This window comes from Paenibacillus humicus NBRC 102415, from assembly GCF_004000905.1.
Classification (GTDB): Bacteria; Bacillota; Bacilli; order Paenibacillales; family Paenibacillaceae; genus Paenibacillus_O; species Paenibacillus_O humicus.
On record NZ_BIMD01000003.1, the window covers coordinates 153,190 to 168,067 of the forward strand.

The 14,878-nt window shown below is 53.8% G+C and carries 21 protein-coding genes; 3 read left to right on the forward strand and 18 right to left on the reverse strand.

Annotated elements, in window-relative coordinates:
• Window positions 1-4: 4 nt before the first annotated feature.
• From dnaB to PHU01S_RS03695, 12 genes are all read right to left on the reverse strand, one after another.
• Window positions 5-1,402: a replicative DNA helicase gene (gene dnaB, locus PHU01S_RS03645; protein ID WP_127506162.1), complete on the reverse strand. Its 1,398-nt coding sequence runs from the start codon at window positions 1,400-1,402 to the stop codon at window positions 5-7.
• Window positions 1,395-1,745: a replicative helicase loader/inhibitor gene (locus PHU01S_RS03650; RefSeq protein WP_127506164.1), complete on the reverse strand. Its 351-nt coding sequence runs from the start codon at window positions 1,743-1,745 to the stop codon at window positions 1,395-1,397. The genes dnaB and PHU01S_RS03650 overlap by 8 nt, the downstream gene beginning before the upstream one ends.
• A complete protein-coding gene (locus tag PHU01S_RS03655; protein WP_127506166.1) occupies window positions 1,648-2,595 on the reverse strand; it encodes a replication protein in 948 nt (315 codons plus the stop codon). The genes PHU01S_RS03650 and PHU01S_RS03655 overlap by 98 nt, the downstream gene beginning before the upstream one ends.
• A 14-nt stretch (window positions 2,596-2,609) precedes the next feature.
• Window positions 2,610-2,927 (reverse strand): hypothetical protein, encoded by a 318-nt coding sequence (locus PHU01S_RS03660; RefSeq protein ID WP_127506168.1) that lies wholly within the window; start codon window positions 2,925-2,927, stop codon window positions 2,610-2,612.
• Entirely contained in the window at window positions 2,928-3,671 is a 744-nt protein-coding gene (locus PHU01S_RS03665; RefSeq protein WP_164762961.1) for an MBL fold metallo-hydrolase, read from the reverse strand.
• Window positions 3,671-4,588 carry a RecT family recombinase gene (locus PHU01S_RS03670; protein WP_127506172.1) on the reverse strand — a complete coding sequence of 306 codons (918 nt, stop codon included), beginning with the start codon at window positions 4,586-4,588 and terminating at the stop codon, window positions 3,671-3,673. The genes PHU01S_RS03665 and PHU01S_RS03670 overlap by 1 nt, the downstream gene beginning before the upstream one ends.
• A gap of 3 nt (window positions 4,589-4,591) precedes the next feature.
• Window positions 4,592-4,786 (reverse strand): hypothetical protein, encoded by a 195-nt coding sequence (locus PHU01S_RS03675; protein ID WP_127506174.1) that lies wholly within the window; start codon window positions 4,784-4,786, stop codon window positions 4,592-4,594.
• Window positions 4,783-6,315 (reverse strand): AAA family ATPase, encoded by a 1,533-nt coding sequence (locus PHU01S_RS03680; RefSeq protein WP_127506176.1) that lies wholly within the window; start codon window positions 6,313-6,315, stop codon window positions 4,783-4,785. The genes PHU01S_RS03675 and PHU01S_RS03680 overlap by 4 nt, the downstream gene beginning before the upstream one ends.
• Window positions 6,312-6,563, reverse strand: a complete 252-nt coding sequence (locus PHU01S_RS03685; protein ID WP_127506308.1) for an AbrB/MazE/SpoVT family DNA-binding domain-containing protein — start codon at window positions 6,561-6,563, stop codon at window positions 6,312-6,314. Before PHU01S_RS03685 ends, PHU01S_RS03680 begins: the two co-directional genes overlap by 4 nt.
• Before the next feature lie 225 nt (window positions 6,564-6,788).
• The gene (locus PHU01S_RS03690) at window positions 6,789-7,127 is read right to left on the reverse strand and encodes a helix-turn-helix domain-containing protein (RefSeq protein WP_127506178.1); all 339 of its coding nucleotides are present in this window, start codon (window positions 7,125-7,127) and stop codon (window positions 6,789-6,791) included.
• On the reverse strand, window positions 7,124-7,279 hold the full coding sequence (locus tag PHU01S_RS25590) for a hypothetical protein (RefSeq protein ID WP_164762962.1): 156 nt from the start codon (window positions 7,277-7,279) through the stop codon (window positions 7,124-7,126). The genes PHU01S_RS03690 and PHU01S_RS25590 overlap by 4 nt, the downstream gene beginning before the upstream one ends.
• A 56-nt stretch (window positions 7,280-7,335) precedes the next feature.
• Window positions 7,336-8,016 carry a bactofilin family protein gene (locus PHU01S_RS03695; RefSeq protein ID WP_164762963.1) on the reverse strand — a complete coding sequence of 227 codons (681 nt, stop codon included), beginning with the start codon at window positions 8,014-8,016 and terminating at the stop codon, window positions 7,336-7,338.
• A 121-nt stretch (window positions 8,017-8,137) separates the two neighbouring features.
• Here PHU01S_RS03695 and PHU01S_RS03700 point away from each other — a divergent pair, with 121 nt between their 5' ends.
• Window positions 8,138-8,401, forward strand: coding sequence for a hypothetical protein (locus PHU01S_RS03700; protein ID WP_127506180.1), 264 nt, complete (start codon window positions 8,138-8,140; stop codon window positions 8,399-8,401).
• A gap of 246 nt (window positions 8,402-8,647) precedes the next feature.
• Here the strand turns inward: PHU01S_RS03700 and PHU01S_RS03705 are convergent, their stop codons facing one another.
• The 4 genes from PHU01S_RS03705 to PHU01S_RS26565 form a co-directional block, all read right to left on the reverse strand.
• The gene (locus PHU01S_RS03705) at window positions 8,648-8,917 is read right to left on the reverse strand and encodes a DUF7667 family protein (protein ID WP_218032407.1); all 270 of its coding nucleotides are present in this window, start codon (window positions 8,915-8,917) and stop codon (window positions 8,648-8,650) included.
• Complete coding sequence (locus PHU01S_RS03710; RefSeq protein WP_164762964.1) at window positions 8,896-9,291, reverse strand: ORF6C domain-containing protein; 396 nt, start codon at window positions 9,289-9,291, stop codon at window positions 8,896-8,898. The genes PHU01S_RS03705 and PHU01S_RS03710 overlap by 22 nt, the downstream gene beginning before the upstream one ends.
• On the reverse strand, window positions 9,257-10,213 hold the full coding sequence (locus tag PHU01S_RS03715) for a DUF3102 domain-containing protein (RefSeq protein WP_246029135.1): 957 nt from the start codon (window positions 10,211-10,213) through the stop codon (window positions 9,257-9,259). The genes PHU01S_RS03710 and PHU01S_RS03715 overlap by 35 nt, the downstream gene beginning before the upstream one ends.
• Before the next feature lie 216 nt (window positions 10,214-10,429).
• A complete protein-coding gene (locus tag PHU01S_RS26565) occupies window positions 10,430-10,663 on the reverse strand; it encodes a helix-turn-helix transcriptional regulator (RefSeq protein WP_127506188.1) in 234 nt (77 codons plus the stop codon).
• A 131-nt stretch (window positions 10,664-10,794) separates the two neighbouring features.
• Here PHU01S_RS26565 and PHU01S_RS03725 point away from each other — a divergent pair, with 131 nt between their 5' ends.
• Both PHU01S_RS03725 and PHU01S_RS27080 read left to right on the forward strand, forming a co-directional pair.
• Window positions 10,795-11,214 (forward strand): helix-turn-helix domain-containing protein, encoded by a 420-nt coding sequence (locus tag PHU01S_RS03725; protein WP_164762965.1) that lies wholly within the window; start codon window positions 10,795-10,797, stop codon window positions 11,212-11,214.
• A 217-nt stretch (window positions 11,215-11,431) separates the two neighbouring features.
• The gene (locus PHU01S_RS27080) at window positions 11,432-11,662 is read left to right on the forward strand and encodes a helix-turn-helix transcriptional regulator (RefSeq protein WP_127506192.1); all 231 of its coding nucleotides are present in this window, start codon (window positions 11,432-11,434) and stop codon (window positions 11,660-11,662) included.
• 185 nt (window positions 11,663-11,847) lie between these two features.
• Here PHU01S_RS27080 and PHU01S_RS03735 read toward each other — a convergent pair whose 3' ends face one another.
• Together PHU01S_RS03735 and PHU01S_RS03740 are read right to left on the reverse strand one after the other, a co-directional pair.
• Window positions 11,848-14,199 carry a type IV secretory system conjugative DNA transfer family protein gene (locus tag PHU01S_RS03735; protein WP_127506194.1) on the reverse strand — a complete coding sequence of 784 codons (2,352 nt, stop codon included), beginning with the start codon at window positions 14,197-14,199 and terminating at the stop codon, window positions 11,848-11,850.
• A complete protein-coding gene (locus PHU01S_RS03740; protein WP_164762966.1) occupies window positions 14,196-14,873 on the reverse strand; it encodes a M23 family metallopeptidase in 678 nt (225 codons plus the stop codon). Before PHU01S_RS03740 ends, PHU01S_RS03735 begins: the two co-directional genes overlap by 4 nt.
• Window positions 14,874-14,878 lie beyond the last annotated feature (5 nt).

Here is a 14,878-nt window from a genome sequence, read left to right on the forward strand (position 1 = left end):
CTCCTCACCAATTGGGATCATGATCTTCAGGCACGGTTTGCCGATCGAGATTGACCATCTTCCCGTAGTTTTTCAGGAACGCCAGCTCCACCGTACCAACCGGGCCGTTCCGCTGCTTGGCAATGATGATCTCGATGATGTTCTTCTTATCGCTGTCCTGCTTTTTGTAATAGTCATCCCGGTACAAGAAGGCGACAATGTCCGCGTCTTGCTCAATTGATCCGGATTCACGCAGGTCGCTCATCATCGGCCGCTTGTCCTGGCGCTGCTCAACACCGCGGCTCAGTTGGGAGAGAGCAATGACCGGTACGTCGAGCTCGCGGGCGATCTGCTTGAGCGTCCGGGAGATGTCGGAGACCTCTTGTTGCCGGTTGGATAGACCACCGCTGCCCATGCCCTGGATCAGCTGTAGGTAGTCGATAAGAATGAGGCCGAGACCGTGTTCTTTCTTCAACTGCCGGCACTTGTTCCGGATCTCACGGACCGTGATGCCTGGAGTGTCGTCGATGAAAATGCGAGCCTGAGAGAGAACTCCGACGGCAAAGCCCATACGTTCCCAATCGTCACCCTCGAACAGGCCGGTCTTGAGCTTCTCAGCGTCCATGTTGGATTGGGACGATATCATCCGAGCCGTCAGCTGCTTGGCTGACATTTCCAGACTGAAGATGGCGACCGTCTCCTTGGCCTTCACGCCGACGTGCTGGGCAATATTGAGCGCCAATGCTGTTTTACCTACCGATGGCCGCGCCGCAACGATGATCAGGTCCTGTTTCTGCAAGCCTGCCGTCATCTTGTCCAGATCGGTGAAGCCAGTCGGCGTCCCGGTAATGCCGCGGTTGTTATTCCGGTTGTTATAGCGCTCTTCGGACTCCTCCCATACTTGCCCTAATGCTTGTTTCATGGTCGTGAACGGTCGCTCCTGGACCGCTTCTTCTGTCAGCTTGCTGATCTTCTTTTCTGCCGCCGCCGCGAATTGAGCAACGTCCTGCCCACTTGTCGCCAGCTTCAACAGCTCCCGAGCGATCTCAATCGCTTCACGCTGCATGTACTTCTCATTCACACGGTCGGCGTAGTAGCCGGCATTGCTGGCAGTCGGCACGGTGCTGGCCATCTGCGCGATCTTGTTCACGCCGCCGACATCATCAAGCTCCTCTTTGTCCTGCAGCAAGGAAACGAGGGTAAGCATGTCGATCGGGTGTCCGTTCTTCGCCAATTCGCCCATTGCCCGGAAGATCCGCTTGTGCTCGTCGTGGAAGAACTTGCCCGGCCCCAACTTGGCGCTGACGACATCATATGCAGCAGGATCAATCAGGACGGAGCCGATGACCGCCATCTCGGCGTCGGAATCCCGGGGGGTGTTATCCTCGTAATCCGGCGGGAAGGGATAATCTTGTTCATTCATGGCTGTTGCCCTCCAATTCCCGTTTCACTCGCTGCCAGTATCCGTCCGGCGGCGGCGTGTCATCTCGCTCCCAGGCAGAGAGCAGCTTCAGGTGCATGGCAGCCTTCAATCGCATGACCTCCCCGGTGGTGTGTTCGTAAGGATCTGAGCGGACGATATCCGCGATGACCGGGAAGAAGCGGCTCGATCTGATATGATCATCTAGATTGCCGATTGCCCTTTGGAAGGGGACGCCTGCGAGATGCTCAATCCAGACCGCGATCGTCTCGTCTTCCAACTCCAGCTGGCTCGGGTAAGCTGCTGATGCCTTGTACAGGATGAATTTCGCTTCTTGCTCGGTCATGAGAGACACCTCCCATCAGGCGATCCTTGTTCTTGGAAAGCTTGGACTGCCGGGCCGGCGCTGCCGGAAGCTGTTGTAAGAGACCTTCTGGATCAACGACGCTGTAATCTTCAAATCTTTTTTGGTTAAGGTAGGTTGAAGGATGAGGGATATAGGACGTTTGGGTTTTCAACAACTTGTGAGTCTCAGCAAAGTTCTGTGTATGAAGGATGACAATGATCGGGTCGAAGTCGGGTTCTTTCTGTAGCTTCTTCCATGCTTTCAAAGCAGCTGCTTTAGATATCCGTCTGGGGTAGGTTTCATAGAACAAAGTAAAGGGGTCTACATTTTCTTTAAATACTTTCTTTAAAAGAATATCTTTATTTAGGGGCAGTATCGTTCCCCTCAAAGTAGCTACTTGAGGGGCAGTATCGTTCCCCTCAGGAGGGGCAGTATACTTCCCCTCAAAGTAGCTTGATTCGTCTTGGTGAGGGGCAGTATCGTTCCCCTCATCAAAGTTCAATTCTTCCACTTGATCACCGCCGTCCTTCTGGATAGTCCACTGCTTATACCGTTTGTTAAAAGCCAGCTTCCGAGCTGTCGTTCTCGTCTCGTGTTTGGTCACTATCAGGACATTCGCTTTTATCAAGGCGGCGAGTTCCTTTTTGACTGTCCTTTCCGAAAGGCCTGTTGCCTTCTTAAGGTAGGAGATCGAAAATTCGTGATCCTTCCGGTTGTATCCATAGGTCAGTCTCCATATCCGCATCAGCAGCCGGGACTGAGCTCCGTTAAAAGCGTGCTGAGAAGCTTGCTCGAGGATTACATGAGCAATCGGGGTGTACCCGTTTTCCTTTTGAATGTCGTCGGACATCTCACCTCATCCATTCAAGTTGTTTGATAGAGCTTGTCGATCGCTCGAGCCTTCTCGACTCCATTAAAAGCCGATAATTCGATGATTTGAACCAAGCATCTAAGCCGTAGCTGATCGTTTTGCTCCTTCAAGGCGTCAGCCTCATCCTCCAGCCGCTTTCTCTCCTTCTGGAGCTGGGCGACATTGTCAGTCAGGCGATCTGCCGCAGCTGTTACCTCAATGAGTTCCTTATCATAGCTTTCAATCAACTCCGCAACGATTTTATTCGCTGTTGCTGAAAACGGATGATTTCTGCATTGATCCTGAATCTGTTTGATTCGTCGCATCTCCACTTAAAACACCTCCAGATGATAATGCTTGCCGGCCTGCAGCCCCTTTTGCCGCAGAGCTTTCTTGACGGCACCCTGAGCAAGCGCCGGCATATTGTTACTGCTCGACATGTGGGTCAGGTAGATCCTCTCGCCGCGGCCCTGAACAAGATGGGCCAGCGCGGCTGCTGCTGCTTGGTTGGATAGATGGCCGATGTCGGAGAGGATCCGGGCCTTGGTCGTATCTGGATAATCCCCGTTGACCAGCATGTCCTCGTCGTGGTTGCATTCGAATACGTATTGATGGCTGTGGGACATGGCATAGAGCATAGCGTCGTCGACCTTGCCGGTATCCATCAGCACGCTGACTTTTTCATGCTGATCGCGGATGACGAAGCCGGTAGGTTCCATGGCATCGTGATGGACGGGGAATGGCGCGATCGATAAATGGGAAGTGCTGAAAGCGTCGAGGATGATGAAGGATTTGAGGATCTTCCCTGTTTCCAGGCGGCCGAGCTCCTTAAGAGTGCCCTCACTGGCGTAGACCGGGATTTTGTACTTGTCGGCGAAGGGAAGGCCGCGGGCGTGGTCCTGATGTTCATGTGTCACGAAGATAGCTTCGATCTTGGTCGGGTCAATGTCGGCAGCGAGTAGGATTTTCTCGACCTTTGTCTTGGGGAGGCCGCAGTCAATCAAGATGCTGATGGCACCATTGCTGATCCAGACGCAGTTGCCGTCAGAGCCGGTAGCGAGGATCTTGATGTCCATTATTCGATCTCGGCCAGACCTTCCTCCGATTCGAGCTCCTCGATCTCCATCTCCATAATTTTCAGCAGCCCGATCAGTTCCGGCAGCGTCACTTTATCGCCCTTCGGCTTGCAGTTCGCTTGCATGTATGCTGCCTGGGCTTCTTTGTCCATGATGCCGAGTCGTTTGAATGCAGTACTGATTTTGCCACGGACTTGTGCCATCTCGTTGACTTCTGCTGCCGGCTCCGGATCCTTAAGGGCTTTCGGTGATGAAGGCTTCTCGGATTCAACTTCGGCCGTAATGTCGCGGCGCTCATAGGCTGGCGTGCTGTCAGCAGAGTTTCCGCCGCTGCTGGTTGGTTCATCCTCTGCAACCTCGACACCGTACTGCCGCTTGAATGCCCGCTTGATAGCATGTTTCACGATCATGTCGTCGTAATAATCCTTCCACATGGCTCCGTTACGGCCTTTGAGCAGGTGCTCGACCTGGTCGTTGGTGATGATGACCGTGACATTCGGCGCGCTCTCGCGGTATGCCACGCAGTAGGCGCCGACCGTCTTGCCGCGCTGCATCGTCGTGATGCGATGGATTGGCTTGCCGGTCACAATGTCGACTTCAAATTCGTCGTTCTCTTTGACCTCATGAGCGATAAAGCCGGCGTATTGCGGGTGCTTCTTGGCGAGAGAGACAATGCCCTCGACGGCGATCTGGATGCTCATGACCGGGCCGTCCTTGCCGTTGTAGACGATGCAGTAGATTTGATTTAGGAACGGATTGAGGCCGCTGCGGGCGCAGGTCTGGACGAAGAGAGCGAACTGCTCATCCGTGGTTCCTTTAGCGATCGTGCCTTTCAGGGTGGCGAGCTCAGTCATATTGAAGTTGCCGACGAGTGCTTCAGTGTTCAGGGCCGTGACGGCCGTTTTCGTGTTTGCCATGGGTTATTGTCCTCCTGCAGGTTGGAAGTGGTTGGTGAAGTACGGCGAGGATTTACGAACGTGGTGGCTGAATGCCGCTCCCTTGATATCGAGAATGATTTCATTATCGTCCTCGTAGTAAGGCTTGACCGTCTGGCCTTCGATGAGCATTGCGCCAGCGTCCGTGGCGATGACCTTGTATTGTTGCTGCGGCTTCATACTTGAACCTCCGTGATTTGGATTTCGTTATGCTCGCCGACGACTCGGCACTCGATCAGTTGCCCTGCCGGCTGTTTGTACCGGACGATTGATTCGGCATTGTCCAGGAAGACCGGGCAGATGACGCCGCTCTGCTGGCTCAGCACGTCGATCAGTTCCAAGCCGGCAACCGCCTGCTCGCCGCGGGAAAGCTTCCGGAATGGCTTGCCGTTCTGCTCAAGTTCGAAGAATGGCTTCTGCTCGCCGTCGCCCTTGTTCGTCTGGAACAGCTGTGGCTTGAGAGTGGTGAACAGGCCGGAAACTTTCTCGGCCATCATTTCGGCTTCCTTGGCACTGAAAGCTTTGATCGCGTCCAGGATGAAGACCGATTCCTGATAGCTCTCGTGCGTATTCTTTTCATGCTCCTCCGCCTGCTGCAGCTGCCCTGCCAGACGGTCCCGAGATCCGGCAGCATTCATGGCTGCGGCGATTGCGGAGCGTCGGCGGATCAGACCTTGATCTTCGGATGGGTCGATGTCTACAACGCTCAGCTCTGCCAGTTGCTGCCCGATTTCCGCGAACTTCCCTTTCAGCTCGTTGTACCGCCCCTTTACAGTGCTGAGTTCGCGCTCTTTGTGCTCAAGGACAGCCTGCCGCGTATGCTCGTCCAAAGCTTGGCCGCATTTGTCGCAGTTGTCCTCGACAGGCGACTCCTTGAGCTCCTTGAAGTGCGCGGCCGCGTCATTCGCCCTGGCCTTGTATCCTTCTCGCTCACTCTGCAGCCTGGCTATCTTCCGATTGACCTCTCCAGCCTGCCGGCGCCGCTCATCCGATGCCGCCAGCTTTGCATCGATCTCGGCCAGCTCCGCCTCATACTGCGCCTGGTCACCGCTCGCTTCCTCCGGTGCCTCCGCCAGCTGCTCCTTGAGCGTCCGGACCCGTTCCTTGGCAGCAATGAGCGCTTTGTCCTGGCGGTTCTTGTTGTCAGCATGGGTGGCCTTCAGATCGTCGAGGTTCTTTTTTTTGAGCAGCTCAGCGAGTTTGTCGGCCTGCGGCTTCGGCAGCTCCGCAAGGACTTCCTTCTGCGCTGGAGCCGTCACATACCGCAGCAGCTGCGCCCGCTGGTCTTCCCATTTCTGGCTGAAGAAATATCCGGGACTGAACAGGGAGAGGAACAAGGATTTGTCGAAGAGGGACTCGGTGAGCTCCTTAAAGGCCGTCGCTTGCTTCGGCGTCTCATTGATGGCGTATTTCATTGTGCCCTTTTCGATATACCGGGAGAGCAGGATCGGCTTGCCGTCGACGGACAGTTCGAGATGGGCTTCGACACGGTCGTAATCGTAGGTGAGAGGCTCTGGTGAAAGTTGCTTGGTGAGCGTATTACCGAGCGGATCGACGCCGTAAAGCACCCAGGTGATGGCTTCGCCAATTGTGGACTTGCCAGCGCCGTTGGTGCCGGTGATGCGGAGGATCGGGGCGAAATTGACGGACAGCGCTTTGTGGGATTTGAAGTTGCGCAGCTGAAGGCGGGCGAACTGGATTGTCGTCATGTGTTTACCTCAGCTTTAAGAGCAACCAGGCAACCGCGGCAGAGGTTCTTTTCTCCCACTCGTTTTGCGACCGTCTCTTCTCCACAGAAGCTGCAGCCTGGGCGGTACTTGCGGAGGATGATGCTTTCGCCGTCCACGAAGATTTCAAGCGGATCCTTTTCGGAGATCTCCAGTGTCCGGCGGAGTTCCATCGGGATAACGACTCGTCCGAGCTCATCGATTTTACGGACAATACCTGTTGCTTTCATATTTTTCACTACTCCCACATTAGATTTTTGTTTTACAGTGCTGTGACGTCCGATGCGCCGATCGATTCGGCCAAGCATCGCAGCGAGCAGTATTGATCGGCCCCATGCTTCCAAATCCTCTGGCCGGCATAGATTGGCTTCGAGCATTCAAGATTCTCGCACTCGTCGATCGGCCCCGGCTGGTGCTCCTGCGGATCCGGAAGTCCCTGTGCAAAGCGGTCAAGGCTAAGCATGCTGCTTCTCTCCATTCAACCGGGCTTCAAGCGCATCGATTTTGGCTTTCAGTTCTGCCTGGATCGCCGGGCAGGGTTCGTCCAGCCATTGCATAAAGAGCCGCTGACGTTCGATCTTCCGATCCAGCAAATAGTCCACCGTGACGTTTAGTGCGTCTGCCATAGCGGCAATCGTCTCGAGGTCGGGCTCTCTCCGTCCCAATTCGTAGTGGCTTAGGCTGGCACGGGTAAGCTTCATATTCTCAGCGGCAACTTCTTGGGTCCATCCAAGACGCTTCCGAATGTTGGAGATTCGCGCACCGACTCGGACTTTCACCGGCGTACTGCTCATGCTGCGTTCCCTGCCTTTCTCAGGTCGGCTTCGAGATCGGCAATCTCTTTGTCGAGCCAGCACTCGGCTGCTTCGAGGATCACACCGGAGTAGCGGTAGGCTTTAAGCTGCTGGAGGTGCTTGACAATATCGGCTCTTGCATGCAATGGCATGTTAACCTGCCCCCTTAGATACTCAGCAAATTTGGTTGATTCGGTCGCGAATTGGTTCATTGTGTAGTGGCCTCTGTATCCTCCTCTACCGATACCGTCACCTCGCGGAAGCGCAGCTTGATGTATTCCACAAGCACGAGATACTCCGCTGAATGCCGGCTGCCATTGTGACGATCGAGTACCGCAGTTTCAAACTCTCCCAGCGTGCCACGGAAGCAACCCCGAGTGACTTCGATCTCCCCTGTCTTGATCGTGTAAGCCGTCAACGTGCCAGATTCAGACCCGACGTAGGAAGCCCAGAAGATGTTCTTGCGGCTCTGAATCTGAGCATCGCCGAACACCCGAGCATTGCCAGACACCTGAGCATCGCCGGACACCCAAGCATTGCCGGACACCTGAGCATCGCCGAACACCCGAGCATTGCCGGACACCTGAGCATCGCCGGACACCCAAGCATTGCCGAACACCCGAGCATCGCCGAACACCCGAGCATCGCCGGACACCCGAGCATCGCCGGACACCCGAGCATCGCCGGACACCCGAGCATCGCCGGACACCTGAGCATCGCCGGACACCCAAGCATCGCCTTCTTGATCAAGGTTGCGATCCGACTCGACCCATCCACCGAGTTCACCTTCTTCCACATCCAGTTCCTCGATATCACGCAGAGCCTTGATCTGGTAGAGCTTGACGCCAAAGAATTCTTTAACCGTTTCAGTCAGCATGTACTTTTTCAATTTGTTTTCCTCCTCGAAATTTGGTTCTTTAGCGAATCGTGTCGGAATGTATTCCTACAGGGGATCAGTACCAATCTGTTAATCTGGTTTTGTACAGATTTCTAATCAGGAGTTGATAACGTTGAGTAAAAGCCTTGAAGAAATAGCTGCTGATTTGTCAGAGGAAATGCGAAGTGAATTCTATGAGCGCCTTAGAAAACGACTGTATGAGTACGATGAAATCGAAGTGTTGTTCGGGTTTAACGAAGGTGAACATAGAAATCCGGATATCGATGAGAAACTGAGACTTACAAGCGAAGAGCTTAGAATCCACTCGGAGCAGTTTACTGTTCGTCTGATGCAGCGTTTCTTCGCTACCCTTGGCGAGGTGCCGATCCTCGACTAAGCTTTTCAATCCAGTCATCAACGGCGGCTCTATATTCCGCATTCGATCTTTCCTTTGCTGCCTCAAAGCGATCCTTGAAAGCATTCGGTTCTATCATGGCCGCATGGTATAAGCAGACATGCTGTCGATCTGCCCATTCAGTTGCTTTGTAGGAGCAACCATCATGGCTGCATGTACCTTCTGGTTTGTCCTCCCTCACACGATCAACCGTCGCCCCCACAGCGGCGGTTTTTTCGTCCTTTTTGCTCACAGCATCGTCGCCTCCAGATCATCGATTTGCTTGCAGATGTTTTGGTGCCAGTCCATGTCGCCGGCTTCGTAGGCGATCAGGGATAGGCTTCTGAACTCGTCCATCTTGCGGATGAGCAATTGGTTAGCCTTGAGCAGCATTGTCAGCTCATCGCGCTCCTGCGAGGTCATGACCAGTTGCCCGTCCTTTTCGAGGCAGTAGTGCGTCAGCTCCGCCAGGCGCCGGTGGATCGGGGCGATGCCGATCACAGGAAGAACCCGTAGCAATCGTCGCAGATCAGGACGTCATCGGCTGGCACAGTGCCCGGCTTTTCATCGCATAGGTGGCAGAGTGGTGCAGGTTTGAGATAGAGGAAGCGCTGAGGGATTTCATATTTATTGATGAATGCGAGTCCTTCGTCGACTTGATGCTCTTTTGTTTCAGTGATCGAATTGAGGCTGAATTGAAGCTTGTACTTGTACCAGAGGCAGCTGAACATGCTGCGCGAATACTTGCGATACGGTTCAGAGTCCTGTGGGCCGAGCGTCTTGATGACCAGCGCTTTCCCACAACCTCTGATCGCTTTCAGTTGATTTCGCGAGCATGGAATCCGGTTGCGAAGATCCTCATTCTCCTTTTTGAGTTTCGCATTCTCCGTCAATAATGATCGTGCGTCCAACTCGGTTGAACGTTCCTTCTCCATCCCTGGTCACCTCGATTTCATTGTCATTGAGAATCTTGCGATACCACGCTTTCTTATCAGCCAAGACCTTGTCTATTTCCGCGAAGAAATGGTCCATCATCTCAATTGCTTCCTTGCTCTCGGTGAACGACATGAAGTCTGCAAGGGCCGTTGATAGGTCGGTCATCAGCATCGCTGTGGCTCGGTTCATTGCCTTCCGCATGTCCTTCATCCAGACCACTCGGCGGTCGAAGTATGCGAGCTTTTCTTCATAGCTATCGCGCATGATGCGCAGTTTTTCTGATAGATCATTCCGCTCTTTCAAAAGATCGTCTATTTTCTTCCGTTGTTCTTCCGAGTACGGCGTTTCGGTCAATTGCTGGATACGAGCGTTCAACCTGATTCGAGCTTCATCCAATTCCGCAACTGACTGCCGCGCTTTCTTAAGGGATTTTTCTACTTCGTTCTTGGCTTCTTCAGCTGCTGCCTTGTCGGCTTCGGCTTCTTTTAGAGCCTTCTTCACTTCGCGCAGCTCGCGGACCGTCATTTCGTCCACGTTCTTCGATTCACCGCTTGATGGGATCGTGTGCGGCTGCTGGATGAACTCTGCGCGGTCGATCGATTCCGGAAGTGAGAGCATTTCAAAAAGTTTCCCTGTTGGCAGATGCGACGTCGCATCTCCTAACTGTTCGAACGCTTGTATGAAGCGAGATGCGGTAGACGCATCGAACTGGCAATGATCTTTTGCCCATGATTTGAAACTGCCCGGAGCTAAATCATTATCCCTTACATGCTTGAGCCGCTTGCCGATTTCAAAGATCGACTGGCCGGCTACTTGCTTGTAGCTGTTGATTTCTGCGGTGATGACATTCAAATCAGTTGATAGGAGTTGATTGCTCAAGACTTGCTGCACCATCCTCTCCACTGCTAATTTCGACAAAACAAAGGACTTTCGGACTACAATAATTGCCGTTCCAGCTGATCATTTTGCCATATTTTATGAAAATTTACGGACTGTTCGCATCTGTTCTCATTGCGTGCATATAATGGACACTTTATAATGAGGACAACTGAGGGCGTGCATTAAATGCACACTGTAGTGATGCCAAAGAAAGTATTAATCGGCCAGGTCACCAAACAGTCTGTCCACTGTGGTGCCCAAGTAAGTTGCAAGACGGAAAGCAAACTTGAGTTCTGGGTTGCAGCGACCATTTTCAATGCTACGAATAAAGCTCTCACTAACATCCAAGTCAGTACCCATGCCGCGTTGAGACTTGCCCTTATGATGGCGAAGCTCTTGAAAGATAGTGCGTTTCACGATAACGCGAGCATCCGCTTTTCGTCTGGACAATGTATAAACCTCCTTTCATATGCATATGATATGAATGCGCGTGCATCTTTTGCACATCCAAATAATAGCATGTGCAAAAAGTACACGTCAACCACTCTTGCAAACTTTTTTTCGGGGACGGTGTATTTGTTTTGTCAAAGGAACTTAAAACTAAAGATCAACTAAGAAAAGAAGTAGGGAAACGTTTAAAAGAGTTACGATTGCAAAAAGGGAAAACTCAAGCGGATATTGCGGGGATATTGGGTCTGGATCGCGCTAGCGTATCTAATCACGAGATAGGGCGCGCCTTACCAAAAAAGGAAGAACTATTAGTGCTTGCGAAGTTCTATGGAACAACTACTGATTATATTTTGGGGCATACCGACAACAAAGAAACTCCCGACCCATATGAAAATGAGCGGGAGTTTCTTACTGCCATTGATTTGTCCACGGACGAAGAAATTAAAAATAGATTTATCTTTGAGATTGATGGTCAAGAAGTGACAGAAGAGGAATTTAAGCGGATGGTTGCTGCTGTACGATCGGAACGTCTGTACCGGAAGAACCCTTAGTAATTTCGATAAGGTTCTTGATGCCCAATAGTTCTTGCAGCTTTTTCAAATCGACGATCAGTTTTGCCGATATGACTTTTCACCCCTTGATGTCTCTTGGATAATATTATCAACTTGACTAAGATCAGTATATCAGAAAATGCGAACACTTTCGACATTAATGTGAATCATTATTCCAAGCCCTGCATGCATGTAAATAAATACAAAGGAGAAAAATATGGCATTCCTGTTGGGGGAATGCCTGCTACTGAGTCGACTAAAAGAGGCAGGCCTTACCAGGTCAGAATTTGCCCGTAAAATGGAGGTTACTCCTGCCTATATCACAGGTCTGATTAAGGGCAAGGAGACGATGTCACTAGAATTCGCAATCAACAGCGCCGATATTTTGGATTGTCGAGTTACTGATTTGTACATCCTCCGAATGTCTAGTAGCAGGTATACCCGCTGAATTTCAGCGGTCCCTGACAGCTATGTTTTTAAGCCATAGCTTAAAAAATGAGCTTATCCGTTTTATCGGATAGGTTCTTTTTTTTGTTTAACTGGGTACAGAAAAAAGCCGACGCTCATCTGCGCCGGCCCTGCCTGTATCCAGTATAGCACTGCTGATCCATACTTTTTGATACGTTTTGTTCTCTATTTCAGCACCCCCGGAAGATGAGTAATAAAGCGAGCGTATCCGTCCTTATGCTTGATGAGGTTGAGCGAGTGGTAGCGCGGCAGCTTGAGGAGGTCTTCTTCTGTGTAGGGGAGCAGCTCCGACGAGAGCTCGAGGAAATTCTTTTTGTCACAACCGCTGATCAGCAGGTAGGAGGCATTGGCCGACCGCAACTCCTCGCGGATATGCTTGATCTGGTTGAGATAGTGGGCGCTGATGATCGGCTTGAGCCCAAACTTGGCGTACTGGCTCAGCTTCGAACGCATGAACTGCTCTGTGTGCTGCACCTGATAGAGCTCATCGACGATCAGGTTGACCTTGGTCATCTTGTCGCGGTCGCCACCCAGCCGCTTGCTGCGCATCTGCAGAGCGAGCCAGATCTTGGTGCTCCAGTAGGTCGTATAGACGTCCCGCTCGCTGTCGGTCCCAAACATGTCGGACGGCATGCGGATGCAGATCAGTTGGTTCTTTTGCATCTCCTCCACAAGATTGACGTTGCCGGCTGTGCCCTTGTCGAGCATGCGCTCCATGTAGGCATTTTGCTCGAGCTGGTTGAGACGGTCGATGATCCCGACGATGTACGTCTCCTTGGTGCCGATGACCTCGCCGGCCTTATCCTTGTCGTCGAGCTCGAGGAGCGATCGGATGTACTTTTTGAGGTTGTCACGCTGCAGCAACGGCACGGCCTTGATCAGCTTATGTCGGGTCTCGTGATCCTGCAGGCAGTCAAATACGCTCCTGATGCTGCCGCCGACCATAAAGGCGACCAGAGACGCGCTGACGAGGTATCGTTGCATTTTAGCCGACAGTTTGGTCTCCTCAGCATTGATCGAGTTGACCAGCGTCAGCAGCTGCGTCGTCTGCTTTTTGGCGTTGTCGTATTGCTCAAAAGGATCAGTGCTCCGGCCGACCTCGTTGTATCCCATGCCCTGTAGCTTACGCGGATCGCCGCACTCAATAACCAGTGTCTTGCCCATGGGGATTGCGGCGGCCACCTCTCGTGACAATTCGCATTGACCAACGAAGTCAAAGATGATGACGCATTCGCCGCCGTTGATCGCATCCCGGCAGAGGTTGCCGATGAGGTTAGATTTGCCCGCCCGAGTAGGTCCGATGATGACGGTCGTCAGATTGCGAAACTCCCTGTCTGTGGATAGGTAAGCGGCTTGTGCATGCCCTCTATAGGTGTTGGTGCCGATGCACATGACCCCTGCCTTGAGATCCTCTGGCACCTCGGTTTCCTGCGTCTCGACGCGCTCGATAAAGTTATAGCGCTCGAGGACGTCGCGGCCGGCCAGAGCGATAAAGTTTTGAGCCTCCTCGTCACCGATCTTGTTGCGGCTGGCTCGGATGTCCCGGGCTGTCATGTCGAGCTGCCGCCGGTATGGTCGATACTGCAGCCGGTTGTCCTCGGAGACCGTGTCAAAGGACTGCGCCAGGCTCCGAGCCGCGTTGCGCTGCCGCATACCGTCCGCGCTCTCGGCCATGACCACAATCTGCGTGTCGAGGACGGTTGCCGCGGCCTTTTTGCTCGTGCTCTCCGACACCCCCCTACGCGCCCCGTTGAGCCGATCGAGCAGCGCGTCCATATAGTCGCCGCCCCCGGACGCTCCGGACGTCTTACGGCCGCTACCGAGCGCCTCGCCGATCTCCTTGAAGATGACGTTCCCGGCAGCCAGCAGGTACTTGAGCGCGTAGGCAGTCCCCAGCTTATTCCGCTCGACCGGCAGCCGGCGGTTTACCTTGTCGATCGTGGCCCTGTATAGGTGTCTCCACGAAAGCTGGCTGCCGGGCAGGAAGTTGTAGAAGACCCCGAGACGGTCCCCTTCCTCCAGCAGCTCCACGGCGTTGAGGTTGCTGTTCAGGAGGTCGTTGCTCCGCCGGTCGACGGCAAGGCTCAAGGCGTCCTCCTTCTCGTACACGAGCTCGTAACGTGTGGCCGCCGGACCGATTGCCGGCAGCTCCTCCACCTCCTCGATCGTCACCTGACCCCATACGTCCGACATCTTCTCGCGCAGATAGGCCAAGTGCGCTCGAGGCACGATGAAGAAGAACTCGACCTTGCGCTGCTCCATGTAGATGTAATAGGAGACCTTTGCCGGCAGCGTCCAACTGTACCGGGTGCCGATAATGAACTCCCGACCGAGTGCCTTGATGACGCGCTGCTCCTCTGCCTTGATGTTGGCCAAGGCACCCTTGTAGAGTGCGGCGATGGCGCGGGCGATCTTGTGCGTGCCCTGGTTGCGGACGGCATTGTTGGGCTTGATCCGCAGGTAAGCATATTCTGGCTTCACGATCTGCAGCAGCTGCGTAAATGGAATGCCTTTCATCGGCTCAGCCCTCCTCCGAGCAGTCGGATAAGAGAGTAAGCCCCGAAGACCAGCCCCGACCAGCGGTAGCCGTCTCGTAACCCCAGCGCGCCCAGGATGATCAGGACGCTGCAGCCGATCAGGCCGATGCCATAGCTCAGGTCGACGAGCACGCCTGCGGCCTCGCTGAGCCAGTGAATAATGTGCTCGCGGGCGCCGTGCGCGACATGCTCCGCAGCATGATCCACGACCTTGTCAGCCACCCAGCCCGCCGGCCCCTTGATGCCGAGAATGGACGGTCCGGCAATTTCCCCGCTATACCGCTGCAGGTCCGGGATCAGGCCAGTCGGATCAGCAAAGCCGCCATCCTTGATCAGCCCAAAGTGGAGATGTGGACCGCTGCTGTGTCCGGTGTTGCCGCTCATGCCAAGGAGCTCGCCGGGGAATACCCGCTCGCCGGCATGCACCGCGACGCTGTCCATGTGGCCGTATACGTGCAGCTCGCCGCTATCTGTCCGGACAATGACGCCGCGGCCGATGTTGTCGGCCCCATGATTGACGACCCGCTCCACGGTGCCGGACGTGATACTGTGCAGCTCCGTCCCCTGCGGCATTGCCAGATCGACACCATGGTGCTCCCGGCCGCCGCGGATCTCCTCGAGGACGCCGTATTCGGATGAAACACGGAATTTCATGGGCA

Coding starts and splice junctions, on each gene's coding strand:
- PHU01S_RS03740 (WP_164762966.1), bottom strand. CDS start 14,873: ATGAAATTCCGTGTTTCATCCGAATACGGCGTCCTCGAGGAGATCCGC.
- PHU01S_RS03670 (WP_127506172.1), bottom strand. CDS start 4,588: ATGGCAAACACGAAAACGGCCGTCACGGCCCTGAACACTGAAGCACTC.
- PHU01S_RS03680 (WP_127506176.1), bottom strand. CDS start 6,315: ATGACGACAATCCAGTTCGCCCGCCTTCAGCTGCGCAACTTCAAATCC.
- PHU01S_RS03735 (WP_127506194.1), bottom strand. CDS start 14,199: ATGAAAGGCATTCCATTTACGCAGCTGCTGCAGATCGTGAAGCCAGAA.
- PHU01S_RS03685 (WP_127506308.1), bottom strand. CDS start 6,563: ATGAAAGCAACAGGTATTGTCCGTAAAATCGATGAGCTCGGACGAGTC.
- PHU01S_RS03675 (WP_127506174.1), bottom strand. CDS start 4,786: ATGAAGCCGCAGCAACAATACAAGGTCATCGCCACGGACGCTGGCGCA.
- PHU01S_RS03665 (WP_164762961.1), bottom strand. CDS start 3,671: ATGGACATCAAGATCCTCGCTACCGGCTCTGACGGCAACTGCGTCTGG.
- dnaB (WP_127506162.1), bottom strand. CDS start 1,402: ATGAATGAACAAGATTATCCCTTCCCGCCGGATTACGAGGATAACACC.
- PHU01S_RS27080 (WP_127506192.1), top strand. CDS start 11,432: ATGGCATTCCTGTTGGGGGAATGCCTGCTACTGAGTCGACTAAAAGAG.
- PHU01S_RS03690 (WP_127506178.1), bottom strand. CDS start 7,127: ATGAGCAGTACGCCGGTGAAAGTCCGAGTCGGTGCGCGAATCTCCAAC.
- PHU01S_RS03655 (WP_127506166.1), bottom strand. CDS start 2,595: ATGTCCGACGACATTCAAAAGGAAAACGGGTACACCCCGATTGCTCAT.
- PHU01S_RS25590 (WP_164762962.1), bottom strand. CDS start 7,279: ATGCCATTGCATGCAAGAGCCGATATTGTCAAGCACCTCCAGCAGCTT.
- PHU01S_RS03650 (WP_127506164.1), bottom strand. CDS start 1,745: ATGACCGAGCAAGAAGCGAAATTCATCCTGTACAAGGCATCAGCAGCT.